25 protein-coding genes, 2 tRNA genes and 1 pseudogene are annotated in these 25,161 nt (G+C 69.1%); 13 read left to right on the top strand and 15 right to left on the bottom strand.

Going from position 1 to position 25,161, the window contains the following annotated elements; genetic code table 11:
- Nucleotides 1–10: 10 nt before the first annotated feature.
- The 3 genes from ACWEV3_RS10305 to ACWEV3_RS10295 all read right to left on the bottom strand — a co-directional run bounded on the left by ACWEV3_RS10305 (nucleotide 11) and on the right by ACWEV3_RS10295 (nucleotide 2,956).
- Nucleotides 11–100, bottom strand: a tRNA-Ser gene (locus ACWEV3_RS10305).
- A gap of 80 nt (nucleotides 101–180) precedes the next feature.
- Nucleotides 181–2,163, bottom strand: coding sequence for an acetoacetate--CoA ligase (locus ACWEV3_RS10300; protein WP_452613554.1), 1,983 nt, complete (start codon nucleotides 2,161–2,163; stop codon nucleotides 181–183).
- 91 nt (nucleotides 2,164–2,254) lie between these two features.
- Nucleotides 2,255–2,956, bottom strand: coding sequence for a dienelactone hydrolase family protein (locus ACWEV3_RS10295; protein WP_132479170.1), 702 nt, complete (start codon nucleotides 2,954–2,956; stop codon nucleotides 2,255–2,257).
- Nucleotides 2,957–3,219: 263 nt separating this feature from the next.
- On the opposite strand from ACWEV3_RS10295, the gene hisC reads away from it, so the two are divergent.
- Nucleotides 3,220–4,281: a histidinol-phosphate transaminase gene (gene hisC, locus ACWEV3_RS10290; protein ID WP_452613553.1), complete on the top strand. Its 1,062-nt coding sequence runs from the start codon at nucleotides 3,220–3,222 to the stop codon at nucleotides 4,279–4,281.
- Nucleotides 4,282–4,512: 231 nt separating this feature from the next.
- Here the strand turns inward: hisC and ACWEV3_RS10285 are convergent, their stop codons facing one another.
- The 3 genes from ACWEV3_RS10285 to ACWEV3_RS10275 all read right to left on the bottom strand — a co-directional run bounded on the left by ACWEV3_RS10285 (nucleotide 4,513) and on the right by ACWEV3_RS10275 (nucleotide 6,721).
- Nucleotides 4,513–5,007 carry a hypothetical protein gene (locus tag ACWEV3_RS10285; RefSeq protein WP_452613552.1) on the bottom strand — a complete coding sequence of 165 codons (495 nt, stop codon included), beginning with the start codon at nucleotides 5,005–5,007 and terminating at the stop codon, nucleotides 4,513–4,515.
- A 52-nt stretch (nucleotides 5,008–5,059) separates the two neighbouring features.
- Nucleotides 5,060–5,854, bottom strand: coding sequence for a L,D-transpeptidase (locus ACWEV3_RS10280; protein ID WP_452613551.1), 795 nt, complete (start codon nucleotides 5,852–5,854; stop codon nucleotides 5,060–5,062).
- Nucleotides 5,855–6,184: 330 nt separating this feature from the next.
- Nucleotides 6,185–6,721, bottom strand: coding sequence for a hypothetical protein (locus ACWEV3_RS10275; protein WP_452613550.1), 537 nt, complete (start codon nucleotides 6,719–6,721; stop codon nucleotides 6,185–6,187).
- A gap of 618 nt (nucleotides 6,722–7,339) precedes the next feature.
- On the opposite strand from ACWEV3_RS10275, the gene ACWEV3_RS10270 reads away from it, so the two are divergent.
- Complete coding sequence (locus ACWEV3_RS10270; protein WP_452613549.1) at nucleotides 7,340–7,525, top strand: DUF397 domain-containing protein; 186 nt, start codon at nucleotides 7,340–7,342, stop codon at nucleotides 7,523–7,525.
- Nucleotides 7,526–7,604: 79 nt separating this feature from the next.
- On the opposite strand, the gene ACWEV3_RS10265 is transcribed toward ACWEV3_RS10270, so the two are convergent.
- Genes ACWEV3_RS10265 through ACWEV3_RS10255 form a run of 3 tightly spaced genes read right to left on the bottom strand, consistent with a single transcriptional unit; the run spans nucleotide 7,605 to nucleotide 9,830 of the window.
- Nucleotides 7,605–8,375, bottom strand: a complete 771-nt coding sequence (locus ACWEV3_RS10265) for an ABC transporter permease (RefSeq protein ID WP_452613548.1) — start codon at nucleotides 8,373–8,375, stop codon at nucleotides 7,605–7,607.
- The gene (locus tag ACWEV3_RS10260) at nucleotides 8,372–9,355 is read right to left on the bottom strand and encodes an ABC transporter ATP-binding protein (protein ID WP_452613547.1); all 984 of its coding nucleotides are present in this window, start codon (nucleotides 9,353–9,355) and stop codon (nucleotides 8,372–8,374) included. The genes ACWEV3_RS10265 and ACWEV3_RS10260 overlap by 4 nt, the downstream gene beginning before the upstream one ends.
- Nucleotides 9,339–9,830, bottom strand: coding sequence for a MarR family winged helix-turn-helix transcriptional regulator (locus tag ACWEV3_RS10255; protein WP_452613546.1), 492 nt, complete (start codon nucleotides 9,828–9,830; stop codon nucleotides 9,339–9,341). The genes ACWEV3_RS10260 and ACWEV3_RS10255 overlap by 17 nt, the downstream gene beginning before the upstream one ends.
- Before the next feature lie 90 nt (nucleotides 9,831–9,920).
- Between ACWEV3_RS10255 and ACWEV3_RS10250 the strand changes: the two genes are divergently transcribed.
- The 3 genes from ACWEV3_RS10250 (at nucleotide 9,921) to ACWEV3_RS10240 (ending at nucleotide 10,982) form a co-directional block, all read left to right on the top strand.
- Nucleotides 9,921–10,388, top strand: a complete 468-nt coding sequence (locus ACWEV3_RS10250) for a MarR family winged helix-turn-helix transcriptional regulator (protein WP_132479529.1) — start codon at nucleotides 9,921–9,923, stop codon at nucleotides 10,386–10,388.
- 49 nt (nucleotides 10,389–10,437) lie between these two features.
- A tRNA-Ser gene (locus ACWEV3_RS10245) sits at nucleotides 10,438–10,522 on the top strand.
- Nucleotides 10,523–10,655: 133 nt separating this feature from the next.
- Nucleotides 10,656–10,982 carry a hypothetical protein gene (locus ACWEV3_RS10240; RefSeq protein ID WP_452613545.1) on the top strand — a complete coding sequence of 109 codons (327 nt, stop codon included), beginning with the start codon at nucleotides 10,656–10,658 and terminating at the stop codon, nucleotides 10,980–10,982.
- A gap of 20 nt (nucleotides 10,983–11,002) precedes the next feature.
- Here ACWEV3_RS10240 and ACWEV3_RS10235 read toward each other — a convergent pair whose 3' ends face one another.
- Nucleotides 11,003–11,347, bottom strand: coding sequence for a hypothetical protein (locus tag ACWEV3_RS10235; protein ID WP_452613544.1), 345 nt, complete (start codon nucleotides 11,345–11,347; stop codon nucleotides 11,003–11,005).
- Between the two features lie 329 nt (nucleotides 11,348–11,676).
- Here ACWEV3_RS10235 and ACWEV3_RS10230 point away from each other — a divergent pair, with 329 nt between their 5' ends.
- The 3 genes from ACWEV3_RS10230 to ACWEV3_RS10220 all read left to right on the top strand — a co-directional run bounded on the left by ACWEV3_RS10230 (nucleotide 11,677) and on the right by ACWEV3_RS10220 (nucleotide 13,875).
- The gene (locus ACWEV3_RS10230; protein WP_452613543.1) at nucleotides 11,677–11,982 is read left to right on the top strand and encodes a hypothetical protein; all 306 of its coding nucleotides are present in this window, start codon (nucleotides 11,677–11,679) and stop codon (nucleotides 11,980–11,982) included.
- Between the two features lie 105 nt (nucleotides 11,983–12,087).
- Nucleotides 12,088–12,963 carry a dihydrodipicolinate synthase family protein gene (locus tag ACWEV3_RS10225; RefSeq protein ID WP_452613542.1) on the top strand — a complete coding sequence of 292 codons (876 nt, stop codon included), beginning with the start codon at nucleotides 12,088–12,090 and terminating at the stop codon, nucleotides 12,961–12,963.
- Nucleotides 12,964–13,338: 375 nt separating this feature from the next.
- Nucleotides 13,339–13,875: a DUF4352 domain-containing protein gene (locus tag ACWEV3_RS10220; RefSeq protein ID WP_452613541.1), complete on the top strand. Its 537-nt coding sequence runs from the start codon at nucleotides 13,339–13,341 to the stop codon at nucleotides 13,873–13,875.
- A gap of 61 nt (nucleotides 13,876–13,936) precedes the next feature.
- Here the strand turns inward: ACWEV3_RS10220 and ACWEV3_RS10215 are convergent, their stop codons facing one another.
- The 4 genes and pseudogenes from ACWEV3_RS10215 to ACWEV3_RS10200 form a co-directional block, all read right to left on the bottom strand.
- Nucleotides 13,937–14,470: an NADPH-dependent FMN reductase gene (locus ACWEV3_RS10215; RefSeq protein WP_452613540.1), complete on the bottom strand. Its 534-nt coding sequence runs from the start codon at nucleotides 14,468–14,470 to the stop codon at nucleotides 13,937–13,939.
- A gap of 126 nt (nucleotides 14,471–14,596) precedes the next feature.
- Nucleotides 14,597–15,670, bottom strand: a complete 1,074-nt coding sequence (locus tag ACWEV3_RS10210; protein ID WP_452613539.1) for an alpha/beta hydrolase family protein — start codon at nucleotides 15,668–15,670, stop codon at nucleotides 14,597–14,599.
- A gap of 53 nt (nucleotides 15,671–15,723) precedes the next feature.
- Nucleotides 15,724–16,557: pseudogene (locus ACWEV3_RS10205) on the bottom strand (endonuclease/exonuclease/phosphatase family protein); the annotation flags it as partial.
- Between the two features lie 242 nt (nucleotides 16,558–16,799).
- Entirely contained in the window at nucleotides 16,800–18,311 is a 1,512-nt protein-coding gene (locus ACWEV3_RS10200) for a M28 family metallopeptidase (RefSeq protein WP_452613538.1), read from the bottom strand.
- Between the two features lie 187 nt (nucleotides 18,312–18,498).
- Here ACWEV3_RS10200 and ACWEV3_RS10195 point away from each other — a divergent pair, with 187 nt between their 5' ends.
- Complete coding sequence (locus ACWEV3_RS10195) at nucleotides 18,499–19,476, top strand: NAD(P)H-quinone oxidoreductase (RefSeq protein WP_452613537.1); 978 nt, start codon at nucleotides 18,499–18,501, stop codon at nucleotides 19,474–19,476.
- A gap of 199 nt (nucleotides 19,477–19,675) precedes the next feature.
- On the opposite strand, the gene ACWEV3_RS10190 is transcribed toward ACWEV3_RS10195, so the two are convergent.
- The gene (locus ACWEV3_RS10190; protein WP_452613536.1) at nucleotides 19,676–20,875 is read right to left on the bottom strand and encodes a cysteine desulfurase-like protein; all 1,200 of its coding nucleotides are present in this window, start codon (nucleotides 20,873–20,875) and stop codon (nucleotides 19,676–19,678) included.
- A gap of 239 nt (nucleotides 20,876–21,114) precedes the next feature.
- Between ACWEV3_RS10190 and ACWEV3_RS10185 the strand changes: the two genes are divergently transcribed.
- The 4 genes from ACWEV3_RS10185 to glfT1 all read left to right on the top strand — a co-directional run bounded on the left by ACWEV3_RS10185 (nucleotide 21,115) and on the right by glfT1 (nucleotide 25,077).
- Nucleotides 21,115–21,645 carry a bacterial proteasome activator family protein gene (locus ACWEV3_RS10185; protein WP_452613535.1) on the top strand — a complete coding sequence of 177 codons (531 nt, stop codon included), beginning with the start codon at nucleotides 21,115–21,117 and terminating at the stop codon, nucleotides 21,643–21,645.
- An 833-nt stretch (nucleotides 21,646–22,478) separates the two neighbouring features.
- Nucleotides 22,479–23,330, top strand: a complete 852-nt coding sequence (gene wzm, locus ACWEV3_RS10180; protein WP_452613534.1) for a galactan export ABC transporter permease subunit Wzm/RfbD — start codon at nucleotides 22,479–22,481, stop codon at nucleotides 23,328–23,330.
- A gap of 17 nt (nucleotides 23,331–23,347) precedes the next feature.
- On the top strand, nucleotides 23,348–24,166 hold the full coding sequence (gene wzt, locus ACWEV3_RS10175) for a galactan export ABC transporter ATP-binding subunit Wzt/RfbE (RefSeq protein WP_452613533.1): 819 nt from the start codon (nucleotides 23,348–23,350) through the stop codon (nucleotides 24,164–24,166).
- Nucleotides 24,163–25,077, top strand: coding sequence for a galactofuranosyltransferase GlfT1 (gene glfT1 / locus ACWEV3_RS10170; protein WP_358567828.1), 915 nt, complete (start codon nucleotides 24,163–24,165; stop codon nucleotides 25,075–25,077). Before wzt ends, glfT1 begins: the two co-directional genes overlap by 4 nt.
- Nucleotides 25,078–25,161 lie beyond the last annotated feature (84 nt).

The following is a 25,161-nucleotide window of genomic DNA, read 5'->3' as shown; positions in this document are numbered from 1 at the left end:
GAGGCCACAGCGGAGGCTCCGGGATTTGAACCCGGGAGGGGGCGTAACCCCCAACCGCATTAGCAGTGCGGCGCCATAGACCAGACTAGGCGAAGCCTCCCGGTAACCCTCGCGGCCACCGGAGAAAAGATTACACACCCCTCCGAACGGTCGAAACAGGGGGGTCGGTTTTTCCGTCCGTCACCCGTTCAGGTCGGCACTGAGCTGCACGAACGGGTCCAGGGCCGCCGGGTTCCGGAGGGCGTCGCGGCTGACCGCCCGCTCCGGCGGCGTGCCGGCAAGGATCTTCTTCACCGGAACCTCCAGCTTCTTGCCGTTGAGGGTGCGCGGCACCTCGTCGACGACTATGAACCGGTTCGGCACGTGCCGCGGCGAGAGCTCCGCGCGCAGCGCCGCCTTGAGCCGCGGCTTGACCTCGTCCAGCTCGGCGCGCTCGGCCAGCACCAGGAAGCACAGCAGTTTCCCCTCGACCTCGCCCGCGCCCGAGGTGTCGATCACCAGCGAGTCGACGATCTCCTCGAAGCCCTCCACCACCCGGTAGAACTCCGCGGTGCCCATCCGGACTCCGCCGCGGTTGAGGGTCGAGTCGCTGCGGCCGTAGATCACGAAGGTGCCGCGGTCGGTGAGCCGCACCCAGTCGCCGTGCCGCCACGCCCCCGGGAACACGTCGAAGTACGCCTCGCGCAGCCGGGAGCCGTCCGGGTCGTTCCAGAAGAACACCGGCATCGTCGGCATCGGCTTGGTCAGCACCAGCTCGCCGACCTCGTCGTGCAGCTCCCGGCCTTGCTCGTCGTAGGAGGCGACCGCCGCGCCGAGCAGCGCGCAGGAGATCTCGCCCAGCCACACCGGCACATCCGGCGCGGCTCCCACGAACGCGGTGCACAGGTCGGTGCCGCCGGAGACGCTGGCGATCTGCACGTCCTCGCCGACCGCGTCGGCCACCCAGCGGAAGCCGTCGGTGGTCAGCGGCGCCCCGGTCGAGCCGACCGTGCGCAGCGCGGACAGGTCGAAGTCGTCCCCCGGGCGCAGGCCGCGCTTCAGGCAGCTCTGGATGAACGGGGCCGACGTGCCGAAGTAGTTCACCCGGTGCAGGGCCGCCAGTTCCCACAGCGCCGACAGCGCCGGGTAGCCCGGATTGCCGTCGTACAGCACCAGGGTCGTGCCGCTCAGCAGGCCGCCGACCAGGAAGTTCCACATCATCCAGCCGGTCGTGGTGAACCAGAAGAACCGGTCGCCCGGGCCGAGGTCGCAGTGCAGGCCGATGGCCTTGAGGTGCTCCAGCACCATGCCGCCGTGGCCGTGCACGATGCCCTTCGGCAGGCCGGTGGTGCCCGAGGAGTACAGGACCCACAGCGGGTGGTCGAACGGCACCGGGTCGAACTCCAGCGGCGCGCCGCGGTGCCGCGCGAGCAGGTCGTCCCAGTCGATGGCGCCCGGCAGTTCGGCCGCTTCGCCGAGGTAGTCGACCAGCACCGTGCCGACCAGCCCCGGCATCGCTTGGCGCAATCGATCCACAGTGGACCTGGTGTCGAAAGTACTGCCGCCGTAGCAATATCCGTCGACCGCGATCAGCACCTTGGGTTCGATCTGCACGAAGCGGTCCGCGATCGCCCGCGCGCCGAAGTCCGGGGAGCACGACGACCAGGTCGCACCGAGGCTCGCCGCGGCGAGGAATGCCACCAGCGTCTCGGGGCAGTTCGGCGCCAACGCCACGACGCGGTCGCCGGCCCGCACGCCCAGCTCCGCGAGGCCCGCCCGCGCGGCGGCCACCCGCTCCCTCAGCTCGCCGTAGGTGATCTCCTCGCCGCGGCCGTCCTCGCGGGCGAAGATCACCGCCAGGTCGTCGTCCGCCTTGCCCGCGCCGTGGCGGAGGGCGTGCTCGGCGTAGTTCAGGGTGGCGCCGGGGAACCACTGCGCGCCGGGCATGACCTCGGCGACCAGGACCTGCTCGGGGGGGTCGTGGAAGCGGACGTCGAAGAACTCCGCCACCGCCGACCAGAAGGCGGTCAGATCCGACACCGACCACTGCCACAGCGCCCGGTAGCCGGCCAGGTCGATGCCGCGCTCGCCGCGCAACCATTCGCGGAACGCGGTCATCCGGCTCGCGGCCACGCGTTCCGGGCCGGGCCGCCACAACAGCTCGGGGTCGGTGCTCGGTGCCATGGCCTTTCATAACCCACCGAGTCCGGGTTAAGCCAGCCTTCGACGCCGCTGAGCTGCCGGTTCGCACCGGCAGCCCCAGGCGTCACAGGCGTCAGCGCAGGTGGAGGTCCAGCCAGTTGCGGGCCCGGCGCCACGCCTCCGCCGCCGCTTCCGCGTCGCGGTCGAAACGGTGCCCGGCGCCCTCGTAGCGGACCACGTCGCTCACCGCCGGCGCGGCGTCGGTGACCTCGCGGAGCTTCTCGACCTCGCCGGCCTCGATCTCGTCGTTGTCGCCGTACAGGCCCAGCCACGGGCAGGACAGCTCGCCGGCGATCTCCACCAGCGGCGGCAGCCCGGCCGACAGCGGTTCGAGGATGCCGTGCCCGCCGACGCTCACCGCGGCACCCACGGTGCGGCTCGCCGCCACCACCAGTGCCGCCGAACCGCCGATGTCGAACCCGATGACGCCCTGCCGGTCGGCAGGCACGCCGCGGTCGGAGAGCCAGAGGAACGACGCGTCGGTGTCGGCCAGGATCGTGTCCCCGGACAGGCGTTGCACCTGGTCAAGCACGTGCTCGTCCGGGTGGTGGTCGTGGAACTCGTCGGTGCCGTCTCGGTGGTAGAGGTGCGGCACGACGGTGAGCCAGCCTTCCTCGGCGAGGGCGCTGCTCAACCGGCGCACCCGCTCCGTGACACCACGGGCCTCGTGCAGGACGACGAGCCCGCCGCGTACCACGGTGTCCGGTTCGGCGATGGTGAGCCGGAGTTGCGTGCCGTCGGTGAGCGCAAGCGTCTCGGTCCGGGTTTGGGTCATGCCGTGCAGGTAATCACGCCGAAGTGAACATGAGTCAACGACTTCAACCGGTCGGACGAGTGAATTCCACGGATGGTCACCAATACGAGGCACCCGATTGGGCCATCCGCAGCACACCCCCATCCGTGAACCTCGTCACGCGCACAACTTGCACAGTCTCCAGCGCTCATCGGCCACTCCCGCTGCACAAAATGACCCGTGCCCCCAATTCCTCGCTCAGGAGCGTTAACGTCCAGGTGACCGACCTGAGCTAGGAGTCGTAAATGACCGTGCGCACTCGTGCCGACCTCGACCAGTTGCCCGCTTATGTCGCGGGTCGCACCATCCCCGGCTCGATCAAGCTCGCCAGCAACGAGGTTTCCGAGGGCCCGCTGCCCAGCGCGGTGGCGGCGATCAACCAGGCGGCCGGCGAGGTGCACCGCTACCCGGACATGGGCGTCGGGCTGCTGACCGAAGCGCTGGCCGCGCGGTTCGACGTGGATCCGCAGCGGATCGCCGTCGGCTGCGGTTCCGTCGCGCTGTGCGAGCAGCTGGTGCAGGCCACCTGCACCGCCGAGGACGAGGTCATCTTCCCGTGGCGGTCGTTCGAGGCCTACCCGATCATCACGCACGTCGTGGGCGCCAAGCAGGTGCGGGTGCCGCTGACCGCCGGGCACGCGCTGGACCTGGAGGCGATGCTCGCCGCGATCACCCCCGCCACCCGGCTGATGTTCGTGTGCACGCCGAACAACCCGACCGGCACGCTGCTGCGGCGGGCCGAGCTGGAGTCGTTCCTGGACCGGGTGCCGTCGGACGTGCTGGTGGTGCTCGACGAGGCGTACTTCGAGTTCGTCAGCGACCCGGACGGCCCGGACGGCGTCGAGATCGCGAAGCAGCGCGAGAACGTCGCGTCGATGCGGACCTTCTCCAAGGCCTACGGCCTCGCCGGGCTGCGCGTCGGCTACACCGTCGCGCCGCCGGAGGTCGCGGCCGCGCTGCGGAAGGTGTCCATCCCGTTCAGCGTCAACGCGCTCGCCCAGGTCGCGGCGATCGCTTCGCTAGAGGCGCAGGACGAGCTGCAGAAGCGGTGCGCGAACGTGATCGCCGAGCGCGAGCGGGTGCACCGCGAGCTGGTGGCCATCGGCTACGAGGTGCCCGAGACGCAGGCGAACTTCGTGTGGCTGCCGCTGGGCGAGCGCACCACCGAGTTCAACGAGCACTGCCTGGAGAACCGGGTCGTGGTCCGCGCCTTCGTCGGGGAGGGCGCGCGGGTCACCATCGGTCAACCGGAGGAGAACGACGCGTTCCTGGCCGCGGCCCGCTCGTTCGGCCGGATCGGCGGCTGACCGGAATTTCCCGGTACGGCCGGAAGAACAGCGGTGGTGCCCGACGAAGAGAGGGGGAGTACTTCGTCGGGCACCACCACCGGGGGTGTGATCGTTTGAGCCGAAACGACCACGTGGAGCGCGTAGTGATCTACGCAGCACCGGAATCTAGTGCTGATCAACCGGAACGGGCCAGCCGACGACTTAGGCATGTACCCATTCGAGTGAAATAAACCAATCGGTCGGATGATCTCAGCCCGTAACGGCGTGGTGCCCGCGGACGGCGACCGGGGTCGGCGCGGCCGGCAGCGGCTTGGGGTCCGACACCGCCTGCTGGCGCGGGCCCTCCGGCTCGGCCGGCCGCGGGGTCGACCCACCGGGGTCGCAGCCGAGTCCGCCACCGGGGCCACCGGGGTTGCGGACGCCATGAGAGCCGGGCCCGCCGGGAACGCCCGGCAGGCAGGGCTCAGGAGTGGGGGTGTGCGGCTTCGGCTTCTCGGGGACGGTCGGGTGGTCCACGATCGGCGCGTTGACGCAGTCGTTCGCCTGCGGCGACAGGATCGGCACCACGAGACCGAGCACCGCGATGTTGTTGCCGCACAGCTGGATCGGCAGCAGGCTCAGGTTGTTGTCGTTGCCCACGTTGATGCCGTCGTTGTCGGCGCTGTCCGCGAAAGCGGGCGCGGCGCCGGCCAGGAGTCCGGTGCCGGCGGCGAAAATCCCGGCGAGGCAAGCAGTCTTGCGCATTCGCACTTCCTTTTCTGTCGTACTTCGGGAGAGGGGTTCCCACCCGCGGCGATCACCGCAGGTGGACGATGGTGCCCAACGGCAGGGTCATGAGCAGCCGAAGCGCGTCGTCGGGAACCCGGACGCATCCGTCGCTGCTGGCCTGCCCGAACACCGAGGGGTCGGGCCAGCCGTGCAGCGCGACGGTTCCGGGGCCACCGCCGTAGGTGCTGAAGGTTTCCGAGTGCGTGCCGAGAGGCAGGATGATGGGGCTGAACCGGGTCACGGTCTCCTCGATCGCCGCCATGATGAAGGTCCGGCCGCGCGGCGTCTGGGCGTTCGGCGCGCCGACGCCGACGGTCCACTCCCCGACCGGCGCGCCGTCCTTGCGGACCACGAGCCGCCGCGCGTCGATGTCGACGTCCACGGCGTAGGGCGACCGCGCCCGCTCGACCTCGCCGCCGGTGCGCACCCAGCCGACCGAGCTGTTGGGCCGGGACGGGAGGAGGACCTGCAGCCACGGCCCCCGTTCCGCGATCACCGGCACCCAGGTGGGGTTTTCCAGCTGCGTCGCGGGGAGTTTGGCGAACACGGGGCCGCCGGGCGCGGTGTGCACGGCGACGTCCTGCTTGACGCGCAGCACGACGCCCTCGGTTTCCGCGTTCGGCGTGGGATCCTGCGGCGCCTTGGGGAAATCGGCGAAGGTCGTCGCGGCCGCCTCCATGCCGAGGTCGGCGCGCGCCATCGCGGTGGCCGGCTCGATCGGCGACGCGCCGGAGCAACCGGCGAGGCCGAGGCAGAGCGCGCCGAGCGTGGCCGCCGTGGCGACGCGTGCACGGCGTCTGGTACTTGTTGTGCGCAGCCTCATGATCAGCTCCTGGCCCGTTGGCCTACCTGTTGTCGGCAGCGTCCGGCGATGGCCGGGAAGCCTGCGGCAGCAACCTGATCCGAGAGATCAAGTGCCGCCGGGACGCTAACGCGGGCACCGGGAGCGCCGACGCGGGCTGGCAGGTGTCCGATCACCGGCGCGCATGGCCTGATCAGGACAAACGGATCAGCTCGATCATCGGGTGCAGAGCGTTACTGAAACTAGATCGCACGATCGTGTCGGGTTTTTACCTCTACCGAGCGACAAAAAGGCCGGGTTGTCCGCGTCGAGGGGCGACTCGGACAACCCGGCCCAGCGGGCCTCGCGACCTCACTTCCAGGTGGCGAGCATGCCCAGCGGCTTGCTGTCGACGTCGGTCGGCGAGTACTCGACCGTCAGGCCGGTGGCGTCCGCCGGCACGTCGTAGATGATCTTGCCGGTCTCGGGCTTGCCCTTGTCGGTGAGCAGCTTGATGAACGAACCGGAGATCTCCATCGAAGCGATGGCCGGCTCGTACCGGTTGCCCTTGGCGTCGACGAGGATGAACTCGTCCTCGCTGACGTTGCCCGCGACGCCCTTGGCCAGTTCCGCCGACGCGTCGATGACGACGTACTTGCCCTTCTCCGCCTCGAAGTCCGCCTGGCCGGTGAAGTCGGTCGGCGCACCGATGGTCAGCTTCAGCTGGGTGCCCTTGTCGGTGGAGACAGTGACCGCCTGCCCGAAGGAAGCGCTCTGGGGACCAGTGGACTCGGACTCGCCGCTGCTCTCGGTGCTGCTGCTCGACGAGGAGGACTTGGTGTCCCCTCCGTCGGACGTGTTCGGCTTCGAACCGACACCGCAACCGGCCAGGGTGATCAACAGCGCCACGGATAACGGCGCAATCAGCCTCTTCAATTTTCCTCGCTACCACGAAAAGTACTTCAGGCCTACTCCAACGCGCGGAACTTTCCCACAAGCACCCAGACGGAACAATCGGAATGACAAATGTCCTATAGGACACTTGAGCTGAACTCCGGATCCGTTGCCCGACACGCCCCGAAAGCACCGCCATGACCAGGGTTTACGCCGCCGAGTTCGGCCGCCACGGGCCGGTCGATATCGATCCCCGTGCCTGAACTGTGGCCTACCTCATGCAGCTGTCGTGAGTGCGCAACCGGGCCAGAACCCGCTTCACCACTCACGACCGCGCCTGCCGAGGGGCTCGAAAGCGTCTGATCACCATCGCCGAAGCGCGACAACGTGATCGTCCAGATCGTGCCGTTCGGCCTGGGTCCTGCGGCGCCATGCCGGGCGGCCTCACGATCACCGGTTACGGCGATCCCGACGACGCGCCAGCCGTCTGTCTGGAGTACACCGGTGGCGGTTCGCGGGTGGAGAATGTGAGCGACGTTAAACATCTCGCGGACATGTTCGCCGAGATCGCTGGATCGGCGCTCAGCGCCGAGAGGCCGGCCAAACTGGTCCGCGTACAGGCGAAGGATGGGGATGAACAACCTGAAGTGGCGCAAGAGCAGGCGAAGCGGCACGAACAACTGCGTCGAGTTGGCCATCGGGGAGTCAGCGACGTACATCCGCGACACCAAGGACCGCGACGGCGGCACGCTGCGCGTGAACCAGCGCGCCTGGGCCGGGTTCCTCGGTGTCGTCAAGGCCGGTCGCTTCGACCGGTGACCGATCCGTGCTGGCCAGGGCCCGTGAGTGTTTTGGGTTGTTATAGCGCCTCAAAACACTCACGGGCCCATCGCCGTCGTCAGTCGAGGGCTCGGCGGAGGAAGAACTTGATGCCGAGGGCACCGAAGATCACCGTGGCGATCAGCAGCGCCAGGACGCAGACCCACAGCGGCATGTGCGGGACCTCCGGGAGGAGGGCTCCTCGCATGCCTTCGCTGACGTAGGTCAGCGGGTTGATCGCGCACAGGATCTGGAACCAGCGCAGGTGTTCCAGCTGCGCCCACGGGAACTGCGTCGCTCCGGTGAACATCAACGGCGCCAGGATCACCGCGAACATGATGTTGATGCGCCGCGGCGGCACCGCAGCGCCGACCGTCAGGCCGACCGCCGCGCCGGCCAGCGAACCCAGCACCATGCACAGCAGCGCGAACGCCAGGCCGGCCAGGTTCCAGCCGATCTCGCCCAGCATCACCATGCCGATCGGCACCATCAGCACCGCCGCGAACAGCCCGCGCAGCGCGCCGAAGAGCATCTTCTCCACCGCCACCCAGCTGATCGGCAGCGGCGCGAGCAGCCGGTCCTCGATCTCCCGGGAGAACGAGAAGTCCAGCACCAGCGGGAAGGACGTGTTCTGCAGCGACACCAGGAACGCGTTGAGCGCGATCATGCCCGGCAGCAGGATCTGCGCGTAGCCGGGCTGGGCGTAGCCGAGCTCGCTGAGCACCTTGCCGAAGATGAACAGCAGCGCCACCGGCTGCACCAGCACCTGCGCCAGGAAGCTCGGCAGCTCCCGACCGGTCACGAAGACGTCGCGGCCCAGCACCGCCGTGAACGCGCGAACCGGACTCATCGCAGCTCCCTCCCGGTCAGGTCGATGAAAACGTCCTCCAGCGTCGCCGAACCCAGCGCCAGGTCGCTGACCGAAACCCGCTGCTCGTGCAGGGTTTGCGCGACCGGCCCGAGCAGCGCCGCGGGCTCCTCGCCCACGTAGAGCCGCAGCCGCAGCTCCGCCGCCCCGTCCGAGGCGGTCCCCGCGCCGACCTGCTCGACCCGCTGCACTCCATCCACATTGGACAGAAGCTCGGCGACCCCGGCCGGATCGTGGCCGTCTGGCCGCAGCGTGGCGTCCACCGTGCCGCTGCCGGGCAGCGACTTGATCAGTGCCTCCGGGGTGTCCAGCGTCAGCAGCTTGCCGTGGTCGACCACGCCGACCCGGTCCGACAGCTTCTCCGCTTCGTCCATGTCGTGCGTGGTGAGCACCACCGTCACGCCCTCGGCGCGCAGGTCGTTGATCCGGTCGTGGACGAACAGCCGGGCCTGCGGGTCGAGCCCGGTGGACGGCTCGTCCAGGAACAGCACCTCCGGCTTGTGGATCAGCGCACGAGCGATCATCAGTCGCTGCGCCTGCCCGCCGGAGAGGTCGTCGACGCGGGCCTTCGCCTTCTCCGCCAAGCCCATCCGGTCGAGCAGCTCGTCGGCGAGCCGCTTCCGTTCGCCGCGGGAGACCCCGTGGTACGCGGCGTGCCAGATGAGGTTCTGCCGGGCGTTGAGCGACCGGTCCAGGTTCACCCGCTGCGGCACGACCGCGACCTTGCTGCGGGCCGCGACCGGGTCGGCCGCCACGTCGACGCCCGCGACGCGCGCCGTCCCGCTGGTCAGCAGCACCCTGGTGGTCAGGATGCCGACGGTGGTCGTCTTGCCCGCGCCGTTCGGGCCCAGCAGCCCGAAGATCTCGCCCGCCTCCACCTCGAAGCTGAGCCCGTCCACCGCATTGCCCTTGGCCTTGGGATACCGCTTGACCAGGTCGGTCACTTCAACCGCTGTGGTCACATCCGCCTTCTTCCTCGCTCAGTTCGCCGAGGATCGCGAGCAGGTACTTCCGGACCACCGCCGCTTCCGCCGGGTCGGTCCTCGGCTCGATCCGCCGGAACTCCGCGCTGACGCCCCGCCACGCGGCGTCCAGCGCCGCCCGCCCCGCCGGGGTGATGCGCAGCCGGACCACGCGCCGGTCGGCCGTGCCGCGCCGCCGGGTCAGCAGCCCGTCGGACTCCAGGGCGTCGATGACCGGCGTCAGCGTCGCCGGTCGCACCCAGCAGCGCTGGGCGACCTCGCGATGTGTCGGTTCGTCCTGCTCGTCGATCGTGGTCAGCGCCATCAGCGCCGTCTTGCTCAGGTCGGTGCTCTGGGCCACGGCTCGCTCCCAGTGGTGCGCCAGCCGCCGGCCGGCCAGGCCCACCAGCCGGGTCAGCGGCATGCGCTGCGGATCTTGTTCCACGAAGCCGGGCACGGATTCGATCGTACTCACGCCGAATGGTTAGGAAGCAAATTGTTTTTTCTCCGCGCGAATCGCCTCCGCGGACCACGAAACTCCCGGTAGCCTGGCCGCGTGACCGAGATGACCGAGCAGCGCACCAAGTGGCTGGACGACTGCGAGATGGCATCCTGGCGGTCCTACATCGTCGGCAGCGCGTTGCTGGACTACCGCCTCAACCGCGAGCTGCAGCTCACGCACGGGCTCTCGATCGCGGACTACGAGATCCTGGTCTGCCTGTCCGAACAGCCCGACCTGCGAATGCGGATGAGCGAGCTGGCCATGGAGGTCGCGCACTCCAAGAGCCGGATCTCGCACCAGATCCGCCGCCTGGAAGCGGCCGAGCTGGTGCGCCGCGACGAATGCCCCAACGACGGCCGCGGCGTGCTCGCGGTGCTCACCGACAAGGGCATGACGAAACTGCGCGAAGCGGCACCGGCGCACGTCGAGGGCGTCCGGGAGCACATGATCGACCTGCTGGAGCCCCACGAGCTGAAGGTCCTGGCGGGGGTTTTCCAGCGCCTGACGGCACACCTGCGAACCCTCGACTGACCCGGACCGGCTGTAGGAAGATCACGTCCGGTTGGCTACGCTGCGGCGTGGAAGCGTGGCAGAGCGGCCGAATGCACTCGCCTTGAAAGCGAGCGTCGCGAGAGCGACCGGGGGTTCGAATCCCCCCGCTTCCGCTGCTTGACCAGTACGAACAGGGCCCGGCGAGGATCTCTCCGCCGGGCTCTTCTCGTGCTCGTCTCAACCGTCGGCCATGGGACTTGCCGGATGCCTGACAGCGGGCGTCTGCTGCGGGCATCATCCTCGGCCATGGAGGTCCGAGAGTTCGACGACAGGCGCGTGTGCCGCGACAACGATCGCCCCACCTACATGGTCGAGCTGTGGTCGTGGGAACTGCGGGACGACGGTTCCCGCCGCAGCCTGGTGTGCGATACCCGCGTGCTGATCGGTTGTGACGTGCTGGAGGCGCTGTCGTGGTGCCGCGAAAACCAGCCGAACCCCGGTTGCTTCGTGCTCTACGCCGGCACCTGGACGAACACCGGCCACCTGGAACGGCTGTGGCTCACGGGCCAGGCCCCGCAGTCGACGGTGGGAGATCCGCGAAGCGGTGCCGTCAGCTACCTCGCCGCCGAGTGAGCGCCGCCTTGGACCGGCGGCTAGGAGCGGTGGGAGAGTTTCCGGGCGTCGGCCAGCGTCGAGCTGCTGTACGAGTCCGGGGCGAGGCGGTGCTGGAGGCTGCGCAGCCAGGCTTCCGCCGTCTGACGGCTGCCGCCCGCGCTGGATGTCGCTATCAACGCAGGCAGGGCGACGCAATAGCAGGCCTGTTGCCAGAACTGGATCGTCTCCGGCGCCAGCCGCGCGAACAGTCCTCCGATCGTCACCGCGAACCAGGCTGCTCCGGCCAGCAATGCCGCGGCCATCCCGATCCACAGCCAGCGGCGGGCTTTGAGGTAAGCGCGGGCGGCTTCTCCCAGGGCCGCCTCGGCGTTGTTGATCGACATCCGGCGAGTCTGGCACGCCAGATGCCCGCTTGTACCCGGATCGCACGGATGCGCCCCAGAAGTCCTTTGTGGACTATTCGGCCGGTTCGGCGCGGACAACCCCCAGTTCCGCCAGGTACCGCTTGGCGATGCGGCCGTCGTGGCGCTCGTCGATCAGGTTTCCGATGCACTCCAGCAACCCGGTTCCAGCCCGCCAGGTTCGTCAGCTCGTCGAACAACTGCCCCGGATAGCCCGGTCGTACAGCTCGGCCGCCTCGGCGAATGGGCGATTGCCGCATTGACCACCGCGTTTTTCCGCCGGAGGGCGCGGGTTTTGGGATCATCGGCCAATGGGCGATCAGGAACCGAAGCCGGTCCCCGGCACGCAGAACACGTTCAAGGGCCGCACGACCGGTCCGGTGGTGCAGGCCGGGAGCGTCGGGGGCGTGCACTTCCACGGCAAACCGAAGCAGCCCTGGTGGAAGCGCCCTATCCCGCTCTTGCTCCTTGCGGTGTTGCTGGGCATTCCGCTGTTGCTGTTCGTGGCCACGCTCGCCTTCTTCTTCGTCGCGCCGGTCGAGGGGGCCGCGGCGCTGGACGGCATTCTCAGCTTCTTCCGCAACGTGACCGAGCAGATCGTCACCTGGTTCTCGTAGACCGAAGTGGTCTCTCAAAGTAGTTGCTTACTGGCACTTCTGGGTGGCCACTTCTTGCGGCAGGCTGGGGTTCGATCGTCCGCACGCCGAAAGGAAACGCCCGCCATGTTCACCGGCCTGAGCGCCTTCCCGCTCACCCCCACCAGCGAAGACGGCATCGACGAACGCGGCTTCGCGAACCTCGTCGCCCGGCTTTCCGCTGCGGGTGTCGACTCGATCGGCGCGCTCGGCTCGACCGGCGGCTACGCATACCTCACCCGCGAGGAGCGCGCCCGCGCCGCGCGGATCGCCGTCGACGCCGCTGACGGCGTGCCCGTCATGGTCGGCATCGGCGCGCTGCGCACCTCCCAGGTCCGCGCGCACGCCGAGGACGCCCAGAACGCCGGAGCGTCCGCCGTACTGCTCGCGCCGGTGTCCTACCAGCCCCTCAACGACGACGAGGTCTTCGGGCTCTTCGATGACGTCAGCCGCGAGCTGAGCGTTCCGCTGTGCGTGTACGACAACCCCGGCACCACGCACTTCACGTTCAGCGACGAGCTGCACGGGCGCATCGCCGCGCTGCCTAACGTCGCCGCGGTGAAGATCCCGGGCATCCCCGCCGACCAGGCACGCGAGCGGATCGCCGCACTCCGGGGCGAGCTCCCCCGGGACGTCGCCGTCGGCGTCAGCGGCGACCAGTTCGCCGCCGGCGGCCTGAACGGGGGCGCCGACCTGTGGTTCAGCGTCCTCGGCGGCCTGCTGCCCGAGCAGTGCCTCGCCATCACCCGCGCCGCGGACGCCGGCGAGGCGACCGTCCTGTCCGACCAGCTGAGTCCTTTGTGGACCTTGTTCCGCCGGTACGGCAGCATTCGCGTGGTCTCCGCCGCCGCCGAACACCTCGGCCTCATCGCCGGCCCGAACCTGCCCCGGCCGCTGCGCGGGCTCGACCCGGCCGCCCGGAAAGAGGTCGCCGCGGCGCTCGATCAGATCCTCGCCGAATAGCGGGAACGGGCATCTTCGGTTCAGCTCAAATGAGCCTTTTTCATCCTGGTCGGTCCGCAGCCGCGGGTCGTAAAGCCACACGTCGATGAGGTGCCGCATGCGCCGCAGGCGCATAGCCCAGCTACGACACTGGCACCGCCGCGGGTTCTCAGAGGCTTCCTGGCGAGGACGGCCCCTCCGCCGTGTATCGGACATACATCAGGAGGGGCACCCACAGACCAGGGAGCCTCTGAGGTTCCGCTACCCGCACCGCCACGCAAAACGAGGCTGGAAAAACCTCAATGAATTCCGGATCAGTTAGTTGATCTTGTTGTTGCGGGTGCCCACGACTGGCACGATGCCAACGTTCGCATTCGTTCGAACCGATGAGGAAAAGTGCAGAAACTGATCGCCCCGATTTCCGCATTGCTGCTGATGGGCCTGGTCGGCTGCGGAAGCGGGGAGGCCCCCGACGCGGCGGCGCCCGCGGAAAGCACCGTCGAGGCGGCCGCGGAGCCCCGGCAACCCGCGGAACAACTGCCGCCGGAGGCCGCTTTCGGGGAAAAGGCCGGCGCGGCCAACGACGGCAGCCAATTCGCGATCACCGCCAGCGCGCCGAAGGACTTCACCGAATTCTCGGAAGCGCCGGTGGAGGGCAAGTACGTCGTCGTCGACGTCCAGGCGGAGCTCCTCGGCGGCGACGGCGGGGCCGTGGCGGCGACGTCGTTCATGCTGGCCGACGCCTCCGGCACCGAGTACCCCAACGCCGCGCCCAACGGCACCGACATGGCCGGGATGCTGTTCGCGACGCTGCTGTCCAAGGGCGACACCGGAAGCGGCAAGGTCGTGTTCGACGTCCCAGCCGACGCAACCGGATTCGTGCTGAAGTACCAGCCGATCGGGGCGACCGAGGCCATCGCCACCTGGCGCTGACGCACCAGCGGCGATCGGGGCGGGCGTCGGTTTTCGTCCCGGGACCGACGCCCGCTTTCGGTCACCCCGCCACGTGCTTCGCGATCGTGCGCAGAACATCCCGCAGCCCCTCGCGGACCTGCGGGTCCGCGATCGTCTCGTCGGGCCCGACGGCGCCGCGGGGAACGGTCAGGCGGACGCAGGCCGCATCGATGATGTCGGTGCTCAGGTAGCCCAGGACCGTCCTGAGCGTCTCGGACGCGCCGTTCCCGCGCCCCTCTGGAGCGACGTTGACCCAGGCCACCGGCTTGTCGTGCATCTCCGGACCACCAACGGTCCAATCGAGCAGGTTCTTGAAGCTGCCGGGCAACGTGCCCGCGTATTCCGGCGTGCAGAACAGCAACGCGTCCGCCGACGCGATCCGGCCGCGCAGGTCAGCGGCAGGTGCGGGCAGCGAATCGGTGTCCTGGTCGGGGTTGAACGCCGGAAGCTCGGCCAGCCCTTCGTAAAGCGCGACCGTCACGCCGTCCGGCGCCGCCTCCAGCGCGGTGCGCAGCGCAGCGGTGTTCGTCGAACCGCTCCGCGTGCTGCCCGTGACCAGCAAGATCTCGACCACTGCCCCACCTCTCCCCGCCCGGCATTCGCCGCGCAACATCCCGATTCTGCCCAAGATCGGGAGGCCTCGACGCGCGTGGACCTCCCGATCGTGCCCAATGTCAGGCAGGTCCGGTGCGCCGGGCCGTCACGGGTTCTCGAAGCGGACTTCGGGGTAGCGCGGGGACGGGCCGTCCAGCAGGTGCTGCGGCCGGTCCCGCAGGTGCAGGTCCACGAACGCGGCGACGTAGTCCCTGGTGATCCGCGCTGTTCGATCGCCGGTCATCGGCTCGCCTCCCACGTCGATCCCCAGCTGCTCCGCCAGGATCGAGTAGTCCGTGAACGACGAATGTGCCGTGCCCGCAACGGAAAGCCAGCGCTTCCAGCCCGTCAGGTGCGGCCAGCTGGCGTCCCAGGTTTCGTCCGCGCCCGGCCGACCGTGCTTGTCCGCACCCAGCATCAGGAACGGGCGGTCGAGGTCCTCGGTCAACTCCGGATGGAAGGTGCCGTCCATGTTGACCCCGGCGCGGATCCGCGGGTCTTCCCGCACCGCGTGCGCCGCGGCCGCGCCGCCCAGGGAATGACCGACCATCGCGATGCGGTCCGCGTCGATCAGGCCCGATCCGGTCAGCTCGTCGATCACGAACGAGACGTCGAGCGCGCGGTTCCGCGCGATGGTCGGCCCGCCCGGTTTCGTTTCGCAGATCAGGCATTCGGTGATCCGGCCGTCCGGGAACGTGATCGCGCTCGCCTCGTAGGTGTGGTCCACGGCCGCGACGGCGTAGCCGCGGCTGGCGAGGTCTTCGGCCAGCCCGGTCAGCGACGAGCGCGAGAAGCTGTGCCCGGGCGAGAGCACCACCAGCGGCAGTTTCCGGTCCATCGGCTCCGCATCCGCCACCGCATGGGTGCGGGTCGTGCTCAGGATCTCCTCGGGAACCCCGGTCACCCGCAGGCCCGCCAGGATCAGGCGCGACTCCTCGGGCGTGACGTACTCGGCGCGCGGCCCGTCGCGGTCCTCGGTCGGGTAGAACAGCGACACCATCAGCTCGCGGTTCTCCTGCGGCACCCACGGATCGGGGCGGTCGTGGTCGACCAGGTGCAGCGTGGTCTTGCCGACCGCGAGCGGGCCGGTCGGTTCGGGGAGTGCGAGGGGCGCGGGCTCGGCCGCCGCGGCCGGGGCCAGCAGGACGCCTGCCGCTACTGCGGCTATCAGTGCTTTCATGCCGCCAAGCCTCGAACGGCGGCCGTGCCGGGCGAATCCGGTGATTCCCTGACTTCGCCGTCGACCGGATCGGAGTTCTGGTCGCCCGCGACGACGAACCGGGCGCCGGGCGCGAGACCGCCGGGCGCGCCCGCGTCGTCGTAGATGTAGCCGCCCCGGCCCGGGCTGACGTAGTCCGCCCAGAAGCGGATCTCGTCGTGGTTGCGCAGGGCGTTGCGCTTCTCCGGGCCGTCGAAGGCCGGCGGCGTCGGGTGCGAGGTCAGGAAGTGCACGGTCCGCCCGCCGACCTCGATCGGCAGGTCCCAGTGCGACTTCGACGACAGCCGCAGGGCCGCCAGCTGCTCCGGCGAGTACCAGTCGCCGGGCTGCGGCGTCGCCGGGTCGTCGGGCAGCTGCGCGCCCGGCATGTCCACCCACCGGAACTGCTGGAACGTGCGGGCCTCGCCGATCGGGTACTTCGACAGCACCACCATGCCGTACTGGCCGGGGAACGCGCCGAAGCCGTAGGCGTCGCCCGGGCCGCCGATGGTGCCGTCCTCGTCCAGGTCCATGCCGGTCTGCACGCCCGTGTTCACCGGGGCGGTGTAGGCGTACGGGTAGTCGATCGGGTCGGCGCCGCCCTGGCCGTGCGCCAGGTAGTTGGCGCGGAAGGCGTCGACCGCCGCGCCGCCCTCGACGTGGTCGAACTCGTTGAGCAGCAGCACGTCCGGGCGGACCCGCTGCACCACCTCGGCCACCTCGCGGGCCTGCGGATCGTCCGGTGTGGACAGATCCGCGAGCAGTTCGCCCTCGGCGGCGCGGTTGAGGGAGGCGTTGAACGTCGCGAAGCGCACCGGCTGCGCCGCGTCCGCGGCGGGCGCCACCAGAGCTGCGGCGGGCGCGGCGATGGCGGCTACGGCGGTGATGGCAGCGACCGCTGTGCCCGCAAGAACGGCACGTTTCACGACATCCCCTTCGATCGGACTACGACAACCACCCCATCCGGTGAGTTTTTCCGCAATTTCAATGGAAATCGGACCTCTGATTTCCATTGAAATTGCGGACCACCGGGAAGCGGCGGGGCACTTCCGGGCGAGTTGGTGGCCGGAAGTGCCCCGCGCGCTGCTCTAACCTTTCCCGCAGGTGTCGATCAGGCCAGGTTGTGGTGACCGGCCTTGGTCTGCACCGGGGCGTCGTGCTGCGCCATCATCGTGACCTGCGCGGCACGCAGCTGCGCGCGCTCGGCGCGGCTCTGCATCCCGTTCACCGCCTCGGTGCTCTTCGAGTAGCCGTCGATCACCGCGGCCAGCGACTTGGCGTTCCGCTCCAGAGCGAGGCGGTCCACATTGGACAGATTGTCGCCCGGCGCGTGGTAGTTCGGGTCGAAGGCGACGCCCGCGGTGCCGCCCCACTTCGCCGCCTGCTCCTCGGTCTTGAGCTCCTCGACGCCGGTGTTCAGGCCGCCCGCCGGGATGCCCACCGCGATGAACTCGCCGTAGTCGGAACGACCGTCGAACTCGTCGCCCTCGACCTCGACGCCCTGCTTGGCCATCGCGGCGACGAAGTCCTGCTCGATCTGCGCCGAGCCCTGCGGACCCGTCGGGCCGCCGGTGGAGCCGTCGCCGTCGTAGACGAAGTAGCCGGCGTTCGGCGAACCGATCATGTCGAAGTTCAGGTACAGCGCGATGTCGAGCTGCTGCTCGAAGCTCAGGCCCTGCACGTACTGCGTCGACCCGACCAGGCCGGACTCCTCCGCGCCCCAGAACGCGAACCGCACGGCGTTGTTGACCTTCGGGCTGCCGCCGAGCTTCAGCGCCGCCTCCAGCAGGCCCGCGCTGCCGGTGCCGTTGTCGTTGATGCCAGGGCCCTCGGGAACGCTGTCCAGGTGCGCGCCGGCCATCACGACGTTGTCGGTGCGACCGGTACGGGTCTGCGCCACGATGTTGCGGGTGGTCACGGTCTCCAGGCGCGCCTGGACGTCCAGCTTCACCTCGGCGCCGGCCTGCCCGGCGAGCGCCTCGCCGACCTGCTTGGTGACCCCGGCGGCCGGGATCTTCGAGATGTCCGGGTCGCCGAGCGTGCCGTTGAGCGCACCATCCACGTTGTTGTAGATGATCGCGCCCACCGCCCCGCGCTCGCCGGCGAACTTCGCCTTGTCCCCGAAGGTGCACGCGCCGCGCTGGATCAGCACGACCTTGCCGGTGACGTCCTGCCCGTCGTAGTCGCTGGCGGTGCAGCCCGGCGTGTCGTCGACCGGGGCGACGGCCAGCGGCGCGGTGATCCCGCCCTGCGGCGTGGCCGGCGAGTACTCGAGCGCGTCACCCTCGACCGGCTGACCGGCCACCGCAAGGCTGAACGAGTCCAGGAAGTACGCCTGATAGGTGAACTCCGGCGTGGTGACGTCGAAACCCGCGCCGCGGAGCTTGCCCGCCACGTAGTCGACGCTGGCCTCGTAGCCGGGCTGGCCGGACGCGCGGTTCCCGCCGTTCTGGTCGGCGATCCGCTGGAACGCGATCAGGTGACGGTTCACGGCGTTGGCGTTGATCTGCGAGCCGAGGTCGGCCGGCGCCGCGCTGGCCGGGGTCACGGTCAACAACGCGGCCGCGCACGTCGCGGCCAGCGCCGCCGCCGAGCGCTTGGGTGTGATGGTTCGCAAACTCATCATGCTCCCCGCTTCGGGTGGACTTTTGTGTTGGCTAGCCTTGAGAGGATCACTCAACGAAGTCAAGGCCGCACCGAGAAGAGTTAAGAAGCAGGGATTATTTCCCATTTTTCCCGAGTTGTCCGGTCGACTTCGGACTCCCGCACCACGCGCTGCGAACCCTCCGTCGCTGACTACCGTCCAGGGCATGTACGCGATTTCGATCCGCGAGCCGGGCGAACCGGACGTGCTGGAATGGACCGAACACCCCGACCCGCGGCCCGGTCCGGGTGAAGTGCTCATCGACGTCGTCGCGAGCGCGGTCAACCGCGCCGACCTGAGCCAGCGGCAGGGCAACTACCCGCCGCCGAAGGGCGCCAGCACCATCCTCGGGCTGGAATGCTCCGGAACAATCGCCGAAATCGGCGAAGGCGTCACCGGATGGCAGGTGGGCGACGAGGTTTGCGCGCTGCTCGCCGGCGGCGGCTACGCCGAACGGGTGGTGGTGCCCGCCGCGCAGGTGCTGCCCAAGCCCGCCGGCGTGGACCTCGTCGAGGCCGCCGGATTGCCCGAGGTCAACTGCACCGTGTGGTCGAACGTGGTGCTGGAGGCCGGGCTCCGGAGCGGGCAGCTGCTGCTCGTGCACGGCGGCGCCGGCGGCATCGGCACCAGCGCGATCCAGATCGCCAAGGCGATCGGCGCGCGCGTGGCGGCGACCGCCGGATCGGCCGCGAGCCGGCAGCTGTGCGCCGACCTGGGCGCGGACCCCGTCATCGACTACCGCAGCGAGGACTTCGTCGCGATCGTCAAGGAGCTCGGCGGCGCGGACGTCATCCTGGACAACATGGGAGCGTCCTACTTGGACCGCAACCTGTCCGCGCTGGCGCCGGACGGGCACCTGGCCGTGATCGGCATGCAGGGCGGCCGGAAGGCCGAGCTGGACCTGGGGAAGATGCTGGTCAAGCGGCTGCACCTGTCGGTGCTCGGGCTCCGCGGGCGGCCCGTGGAAGGGCCGCAGGGCAAGGCGGCGATCGTCGCCGACGTGCGGGAGCGGCTGTGGCCGCTGGTCGAGGCGGGCGAGGTGCGGACGCTGGTGCACGAGCGAGTGCCGCTGCCGGAGGCGGCGCGAGCGCACGCGATGCTGGAGGCGGGCGACGTCCGCGGCAAGATCCTCCTCGTCCGCTGACGGTCCGACGACAGTTTCAATTGAAACTGCGCCCCAGGACTGGCGAAGTGCGGCTCGTGGGTGGATGTTCCGGTAAGAGCCGGAAGGACCACTCACGAGCGGCGGGCTGTGGACAACTCGCCCTGGCTGTGGACAACTCCCGCAATTTCAATGGAAATCGGACCTTCGATTTCCATTGAAATTGCGGTGGCGCCCGGGCTCAGCCGAGTTCGGCGACCGCTCGGACCAGCTGGTCCACCTCGGAGGCGTTCGTGTAGTGCGCCAGGCCCACCCGGACCGCGCCGCCGACCTCGCCGACGCCCAGCACCGCGAACACCCCGTGCGTGCCCGGATCCGCGAACGCGCAGACCCCCCGCTCCGCGAGGTGCTCCACCGCGTCCTCCGCCTTGACCCCGTTCACCGTGAACGCCATCGAGGGCACCCGGCGCATCGCGTCGCCGATCACCATCACGTGCCGCAGCTTCCGCAGCCCGTTGGTCAGGTTCGCCAGCAGGCCCGCCTGGTACGACTTCACCGAACCCAGCGACGTCAGCAGGCGCTCCCGGCGCGGCCCCACCGCCGAATCGTCCAGCTCCGCCAAGTAGTCCACCGACGCCACCAGCCCGGCCAGCAGCGGATGGGCGTGCGGGCCGAGCTCCAGCCGCTCCGGGCCGCGCGCGCCGGGCTCCAGCGCCACCGACGGCAGCTGGTCGAGCATCGCCGGGTTCTTGAACACCAGCGCGCCGACCGGCGGCCCGCCCCACGCCGAGGCGTTCACCGCCACCACGTCCGCGCCCATCGCGGTGATGTCCAGCGGCACGAACGGCGCCGCCGCGGACGCGTCGACCACCACCAGCGCGCCCTGCTCGGCTGCGGCGTCCGCGGCCTGCCGCACGTCCGGCCGGGTGCCGACCGCACCCGACGCCGCCGTGATCGCGACGACCTTCGTGCGCGGGGTGACCAGCTCCTGGTACTGCCAGGTGGGCAGCTCGCAGGTCTCGATGTCGACCTCGGCCCACCGGACCGTGGTGCCGGAGCGCTGCGCAGCGCGCTGCCACGGCGCGACGTTGGCCGGGTGGTCCAGCCGGGAGACGATGACGTCATCGCCGATCATCCAGCCGTCGCCGAGCGCGTCGGCGAGCCGCTGCAGCAGAACGGCGGAGTTCGGCCCGAGCACCACCCCGGCGGGGTTGGCACCGATGAGGTCCGCAAAAGCGCGACGGGCGGCTTCCACGATCGCCTCGGCGCGCTGCGATGCGGGGAAGATCCCGCCCGGACCGGATACCGGCGCCCGCAGCGCGGTGGACGCCGCGGTCGCCACTTGTTCAGGAACCTGCATGCCCGCCGGGGCGTCCAGGTGCACCCACCCGTCGCCCAGCGCGGGGAAGAGCCCGCGAACAGCCGCGACGTCGAACGCCATGGGGAACACGTTACGTACGGGGCGCGGCGTTCTCGCTGCCGGGTGGCAGATATCGCATCACTCGCGCCGGCGAAGGCCACGGCGGCAGCGATTTCGCCTGCTCAGGACCCGTGCGCACTTCGTGTCGCCCTGGCAGCACGACCCACGCACTGCTATCTACCTGCGCAAACGCCTGCATCGACGACCGCGGGCGGGCACCCTGAATGACGGATCCGACATCGACCCGCCAGGATGGAGACATGACCCACGATCCGAGTGAGGGCCGGCCGCAGGTGTTCGTCGTCGGCGAGGACGGCAAGCCGGTCGGGGCCGCCCTGACCTCCGACGAACAGCCGGAGCGCGGCGAGGACATCAACGACCTGGTCGAACAGCCGGCCAAGGTGATGCGCATCGGCACCATGATCAAGCAGCTGCTGGAGGAGGTCCGGGCCGCGCCGCTGGACGAGGCCAGCCGCACCCGCCTCAAGGAGATCCACCAGTCGTCGATCCGCGAGCTGGAGCAGGGCCTCGCCCCGGAGCTCATCGAGGAGCTGGAGCGCCTGTCGCTGCCGTTCGCCCAGGAGTCGACGCCGTCCGAGTCGGAGCTGCGGATCGCCCAGGCCCAGCTGGTCGGCTGGCTGGAGGGCCTGTTCCACGGCCTGCAGACGGCGCTGTTCGCGCAGCAGATGGCCGCCCGCGCCCAGCTGGAGCAGATGCGCCGCGGCCTGCCGGCGGGCAGCGGAGGCGAGGTCGAACCCGGCCACCAGCGAGGCACCGGCCAGTACCTGTGACAGGACGAGCTGCGTAGTGAAACCTACGAGCGAAAGGCCCGTAGGTTTCACTATCATTAGCGCAGCGCTAAAAGCGCCGAACAGAATCCCGAAACCGGCTAATTAGCAACCATTCATCAAGCCAAAGGCATCCTGCGGCGCGGTAACCGGGTCAAGTTCCACACGGCCAGCAGGGGGCAAGCAGTGGTCCGATGCGCCTCCCACCGCGTACGAAACACGACAAAGAACCGTTGCGCCGTTTTGAAACTTGTTCACAACGAACACCCGGCCATCGCCAGGCCGCTCAATCGCACACTGATTGATCAGCGCAGCCGAGACATCGCCCCCCTGCACATCAGCCGCGGCCGTCGGCACAACCGTCAATGCCCCAACGGCACAAACAGCAAAGGCAGCCAAAGACCCAACGGTCTTAATCATAAATACTCCCCAGTTGCCAGTTACGTCGAAATAAACTATCGACGACTCTCGAGACTCACAGTACCAATCCCCATAAGCAACGCGGGCCAATTCGCGCAAGTTTGGCGCATTTTTTCCAACAGTGCTCCGACTGGCGGAACAGCGACGGCTACTTGCCTCGCTTCAAGACCAGAACCTGAAGGTCTCCCATTTTGGGGCAAACATCACTCTTGGCGCGCTTTCATCCTGAAGCGCGAGACTCGCGGGCGCGAGGTTCACTTGGCCCGCACACCCACGCCACACCTGCCTGTGGCCGTGCCACTCTGGTTGCAGGACGACTTGCGTACCCAATGTCACGGACTCGACTCACCGGGACTACGCCTTCGAGTGATGCCCAGGGCGGGGAGGCGCACCTGTGGTCGGTACTCTGACGCACTGTGCAGTCCACGAGCACGCTAGACCGCCCCCCGGCTCCCTCTGAGACCTCGTCGCGGTCCTGGCGCAAGGCAGCGAAGGACCTCCGCGACGGCTTCGGGCAGCGGCAGCTGTGGGCCCATCTCGGCTGGCAGGACATCAAGCAGCGCTACCGACGATCGGTACTCGGCCCGCTGTGGATCACCATCGGCATGGGCGTCACCGCGGGTGGCCTCGGCCTGATGTACTCCACGATCTTCGGGCAGGACCCCGGCAAGTACGTGCCGTACATGACCGTCGGGTTCATGATCTGGTACTTCATCCAGGGCTGCCTGCTGTCCGGCACCGAGGTGTTCATCCACAACGAGGGCCTGATCAAGCAGCTGCCCGCGCCGATCAGCGTGCACGTGCTGCGCACTGTGTGGCGGGAGTTCCTGCTGTTCCTGCACAACCTCGTCGTCTACCTCGTCATCCTGGCGATCTTCCAACCGCCGGTCACATGGAAGATCATCACGGCGATCCCCGCGCTGTTCCTCCTGCTGATCAACGGCGGCTGGGTGGTGCTGTTGTTCGGCGTTGCGAGCACCCGGTTCCGCGACATCCCGCCGGTGATCAACAGCTTCATGCAGCTGCTGTTCTTCATGTCGCCCATCGTCTGGCCGATCGACGTCCTGGAGCAGAACGCCGGGCCGCGTGCCTGGCTGGCCCAGCTCAACCCGATCTACCACTTCGTCGAGATCGCGCGCGCCCCGATGCTCGGGACCGCTCAGTCGTTGCACCACTGGCTGATCGTGCTCGGTTTTACGGTCGGCGGTTGGCTGCTGGCTCTGTTGGTCATGCGGAACTACCGCGCACGCGTCCCCTACTGGGTCTGATCGGGAGCTGAGGAACTTTGGTCAGCATCGACATCTGGAACGCATCGGTCGACTTCCCGATCTTCGACGCGAAGTCCCGATCGCTGAAGAAGGCCGTGCTCGGCAAAGCCGGCGGCAAGATCGGAACCCAGAGCCGGGTACCGATCATCGAGGCACTGCACGGCATCGACCTGTCGCTGCGCCACGGCGACCGGGTCGCGCTGGTCGGTCACAACGGCGCCGGCAAGTCAACCCTGCTGCGGCTGCTCGCGGGCATCTACGAGCCCACCCGGGGCAGTGCGCGGGTGGTCGGCAAGGTCGCCCCGGTGTTCGACCTGGGCGTCGGCATGGACCCGGAGATCTCCGGGTACGAGAACATCATCATCCGCGGCCTCTTCCTCGGCATGAACCGCAAGGAGATGGAGAAGCGGATCGACGAGATCGCCGAGTTCACCGAGCTCGGTGACTACCTGGCGATGCCGCTGCGCACCTACTCCACCGGCATGCGCGTGCGGCTCGCGCTGGGCGTCGTGACGTCCATCGACCCCGAGATCCTGATCCTGGACGAGGGCATCGGCGCCGTCGACGCCGAGTTCCTGGAGAAGGCGCGGGACCGGCTCAACGACCTCGTGAAGCGATCGGGCATCCTGGTCTTCGCCTCGCACTCCGACGAGTTCCTGATCGAGCTGTGCAGCACCGCGATCTGGATGGACAAGGGCGGAATGCGGGAGCAGGGGTCGCTGCGCGAAGTGCTGACGCACTACAAGGGCTACGACCCCTTCGAGCACCTCAGCGAGGAAACCCTGGCCCGGATCGGCGAATCCGCGGCCACGATCGGGAGCAAAGAAGGCTCATGAGCACCGACTCCGCACAGCAGCTGCCCGCCGGATCCGTAGTCGCGGTGATCGTCACCAGGCACCGTCGCGAGCTGCTGGCCGAGTCCCTGAAGGTGATCGCGAGCCAGACCAGACTCCCGGACCACCTGGTGGTGGTCGACAACGGACCGGACCAGCCCGCGCAGGACGTGGTGGCGGACTGCCCGATCCCGTCGACCTACCTGGTCTCGCAGCGCAACCTCGGCGGCGCCGGCGGCTTCGCGCTCGGCATGCTGCACGCGCTGTCGCTCGGCGCGGAGTGGGTGTGGCTGGGCGACGACGACGGCCGGCCCGCCGACGAGCACGCGCTCTCGACGCTGCTGGACGTCGCGAAGAAGCGGCGACTCGCCGCGGTGTCGCCCGTGGTGGTGAACATCGACACCCCGGACAAGCTGGCGTTCCCGCTGCGCCGCGGCCTGACCTGGAAGCGCCGGGTCAGCGAGCTCGGCGGCGACGACTTCCTGCCGGGCATCGCGTCGCTGTTCAACGGCGCGCTGTTCCGGGCCTCGACGCTGGACGTGGTGGGCGTGCCGGACTACCGGCTGTTCTTCCGCGGCGACGAGGTGGAGGTGCACCGCAGGGTGGTCCGCTCCGGGCTGCCGTTCGGCACCACGCTGAAGACCCGCTTCCTGCACCCGGACGGCTCGGCGGAGTTCAAGCCGATGCTGGGCGGCCGGTTCCACGCACAGGACCCGTCGGACGCGGCGAAGCGCTACTACACGTACCGCAACCGCGGCTACCTCCTGTCGCAGCCGGGGATGCGGAAGATCGGCGCGCTGGAGGTGCTCCGCTTCGGCCTGTACTTCGTCGGCCAGAAGCGCGACCCGAAGGCGTTCAAGGAGTGGCTGCGCCTGCTCCGCCAGGGTCAGCAGGAGAAGTTCTACCGCCGCTGATCGGTTGCAGTTTCAATTGAAACTGATGTCACCGGACGGTTACGGGAGCCTGAGACTGGCCTGAGAGCTACCTGAGATCGCAGC

The sequence above is a fragment of the Saccharopolyspora sp. NPDC003752 genome (assembly GCF_053605825.1).
Note: the sequence above shows the minus strand (reverse complement) of the source record. Positions and strands in the feature narration are given on the sequence as shown.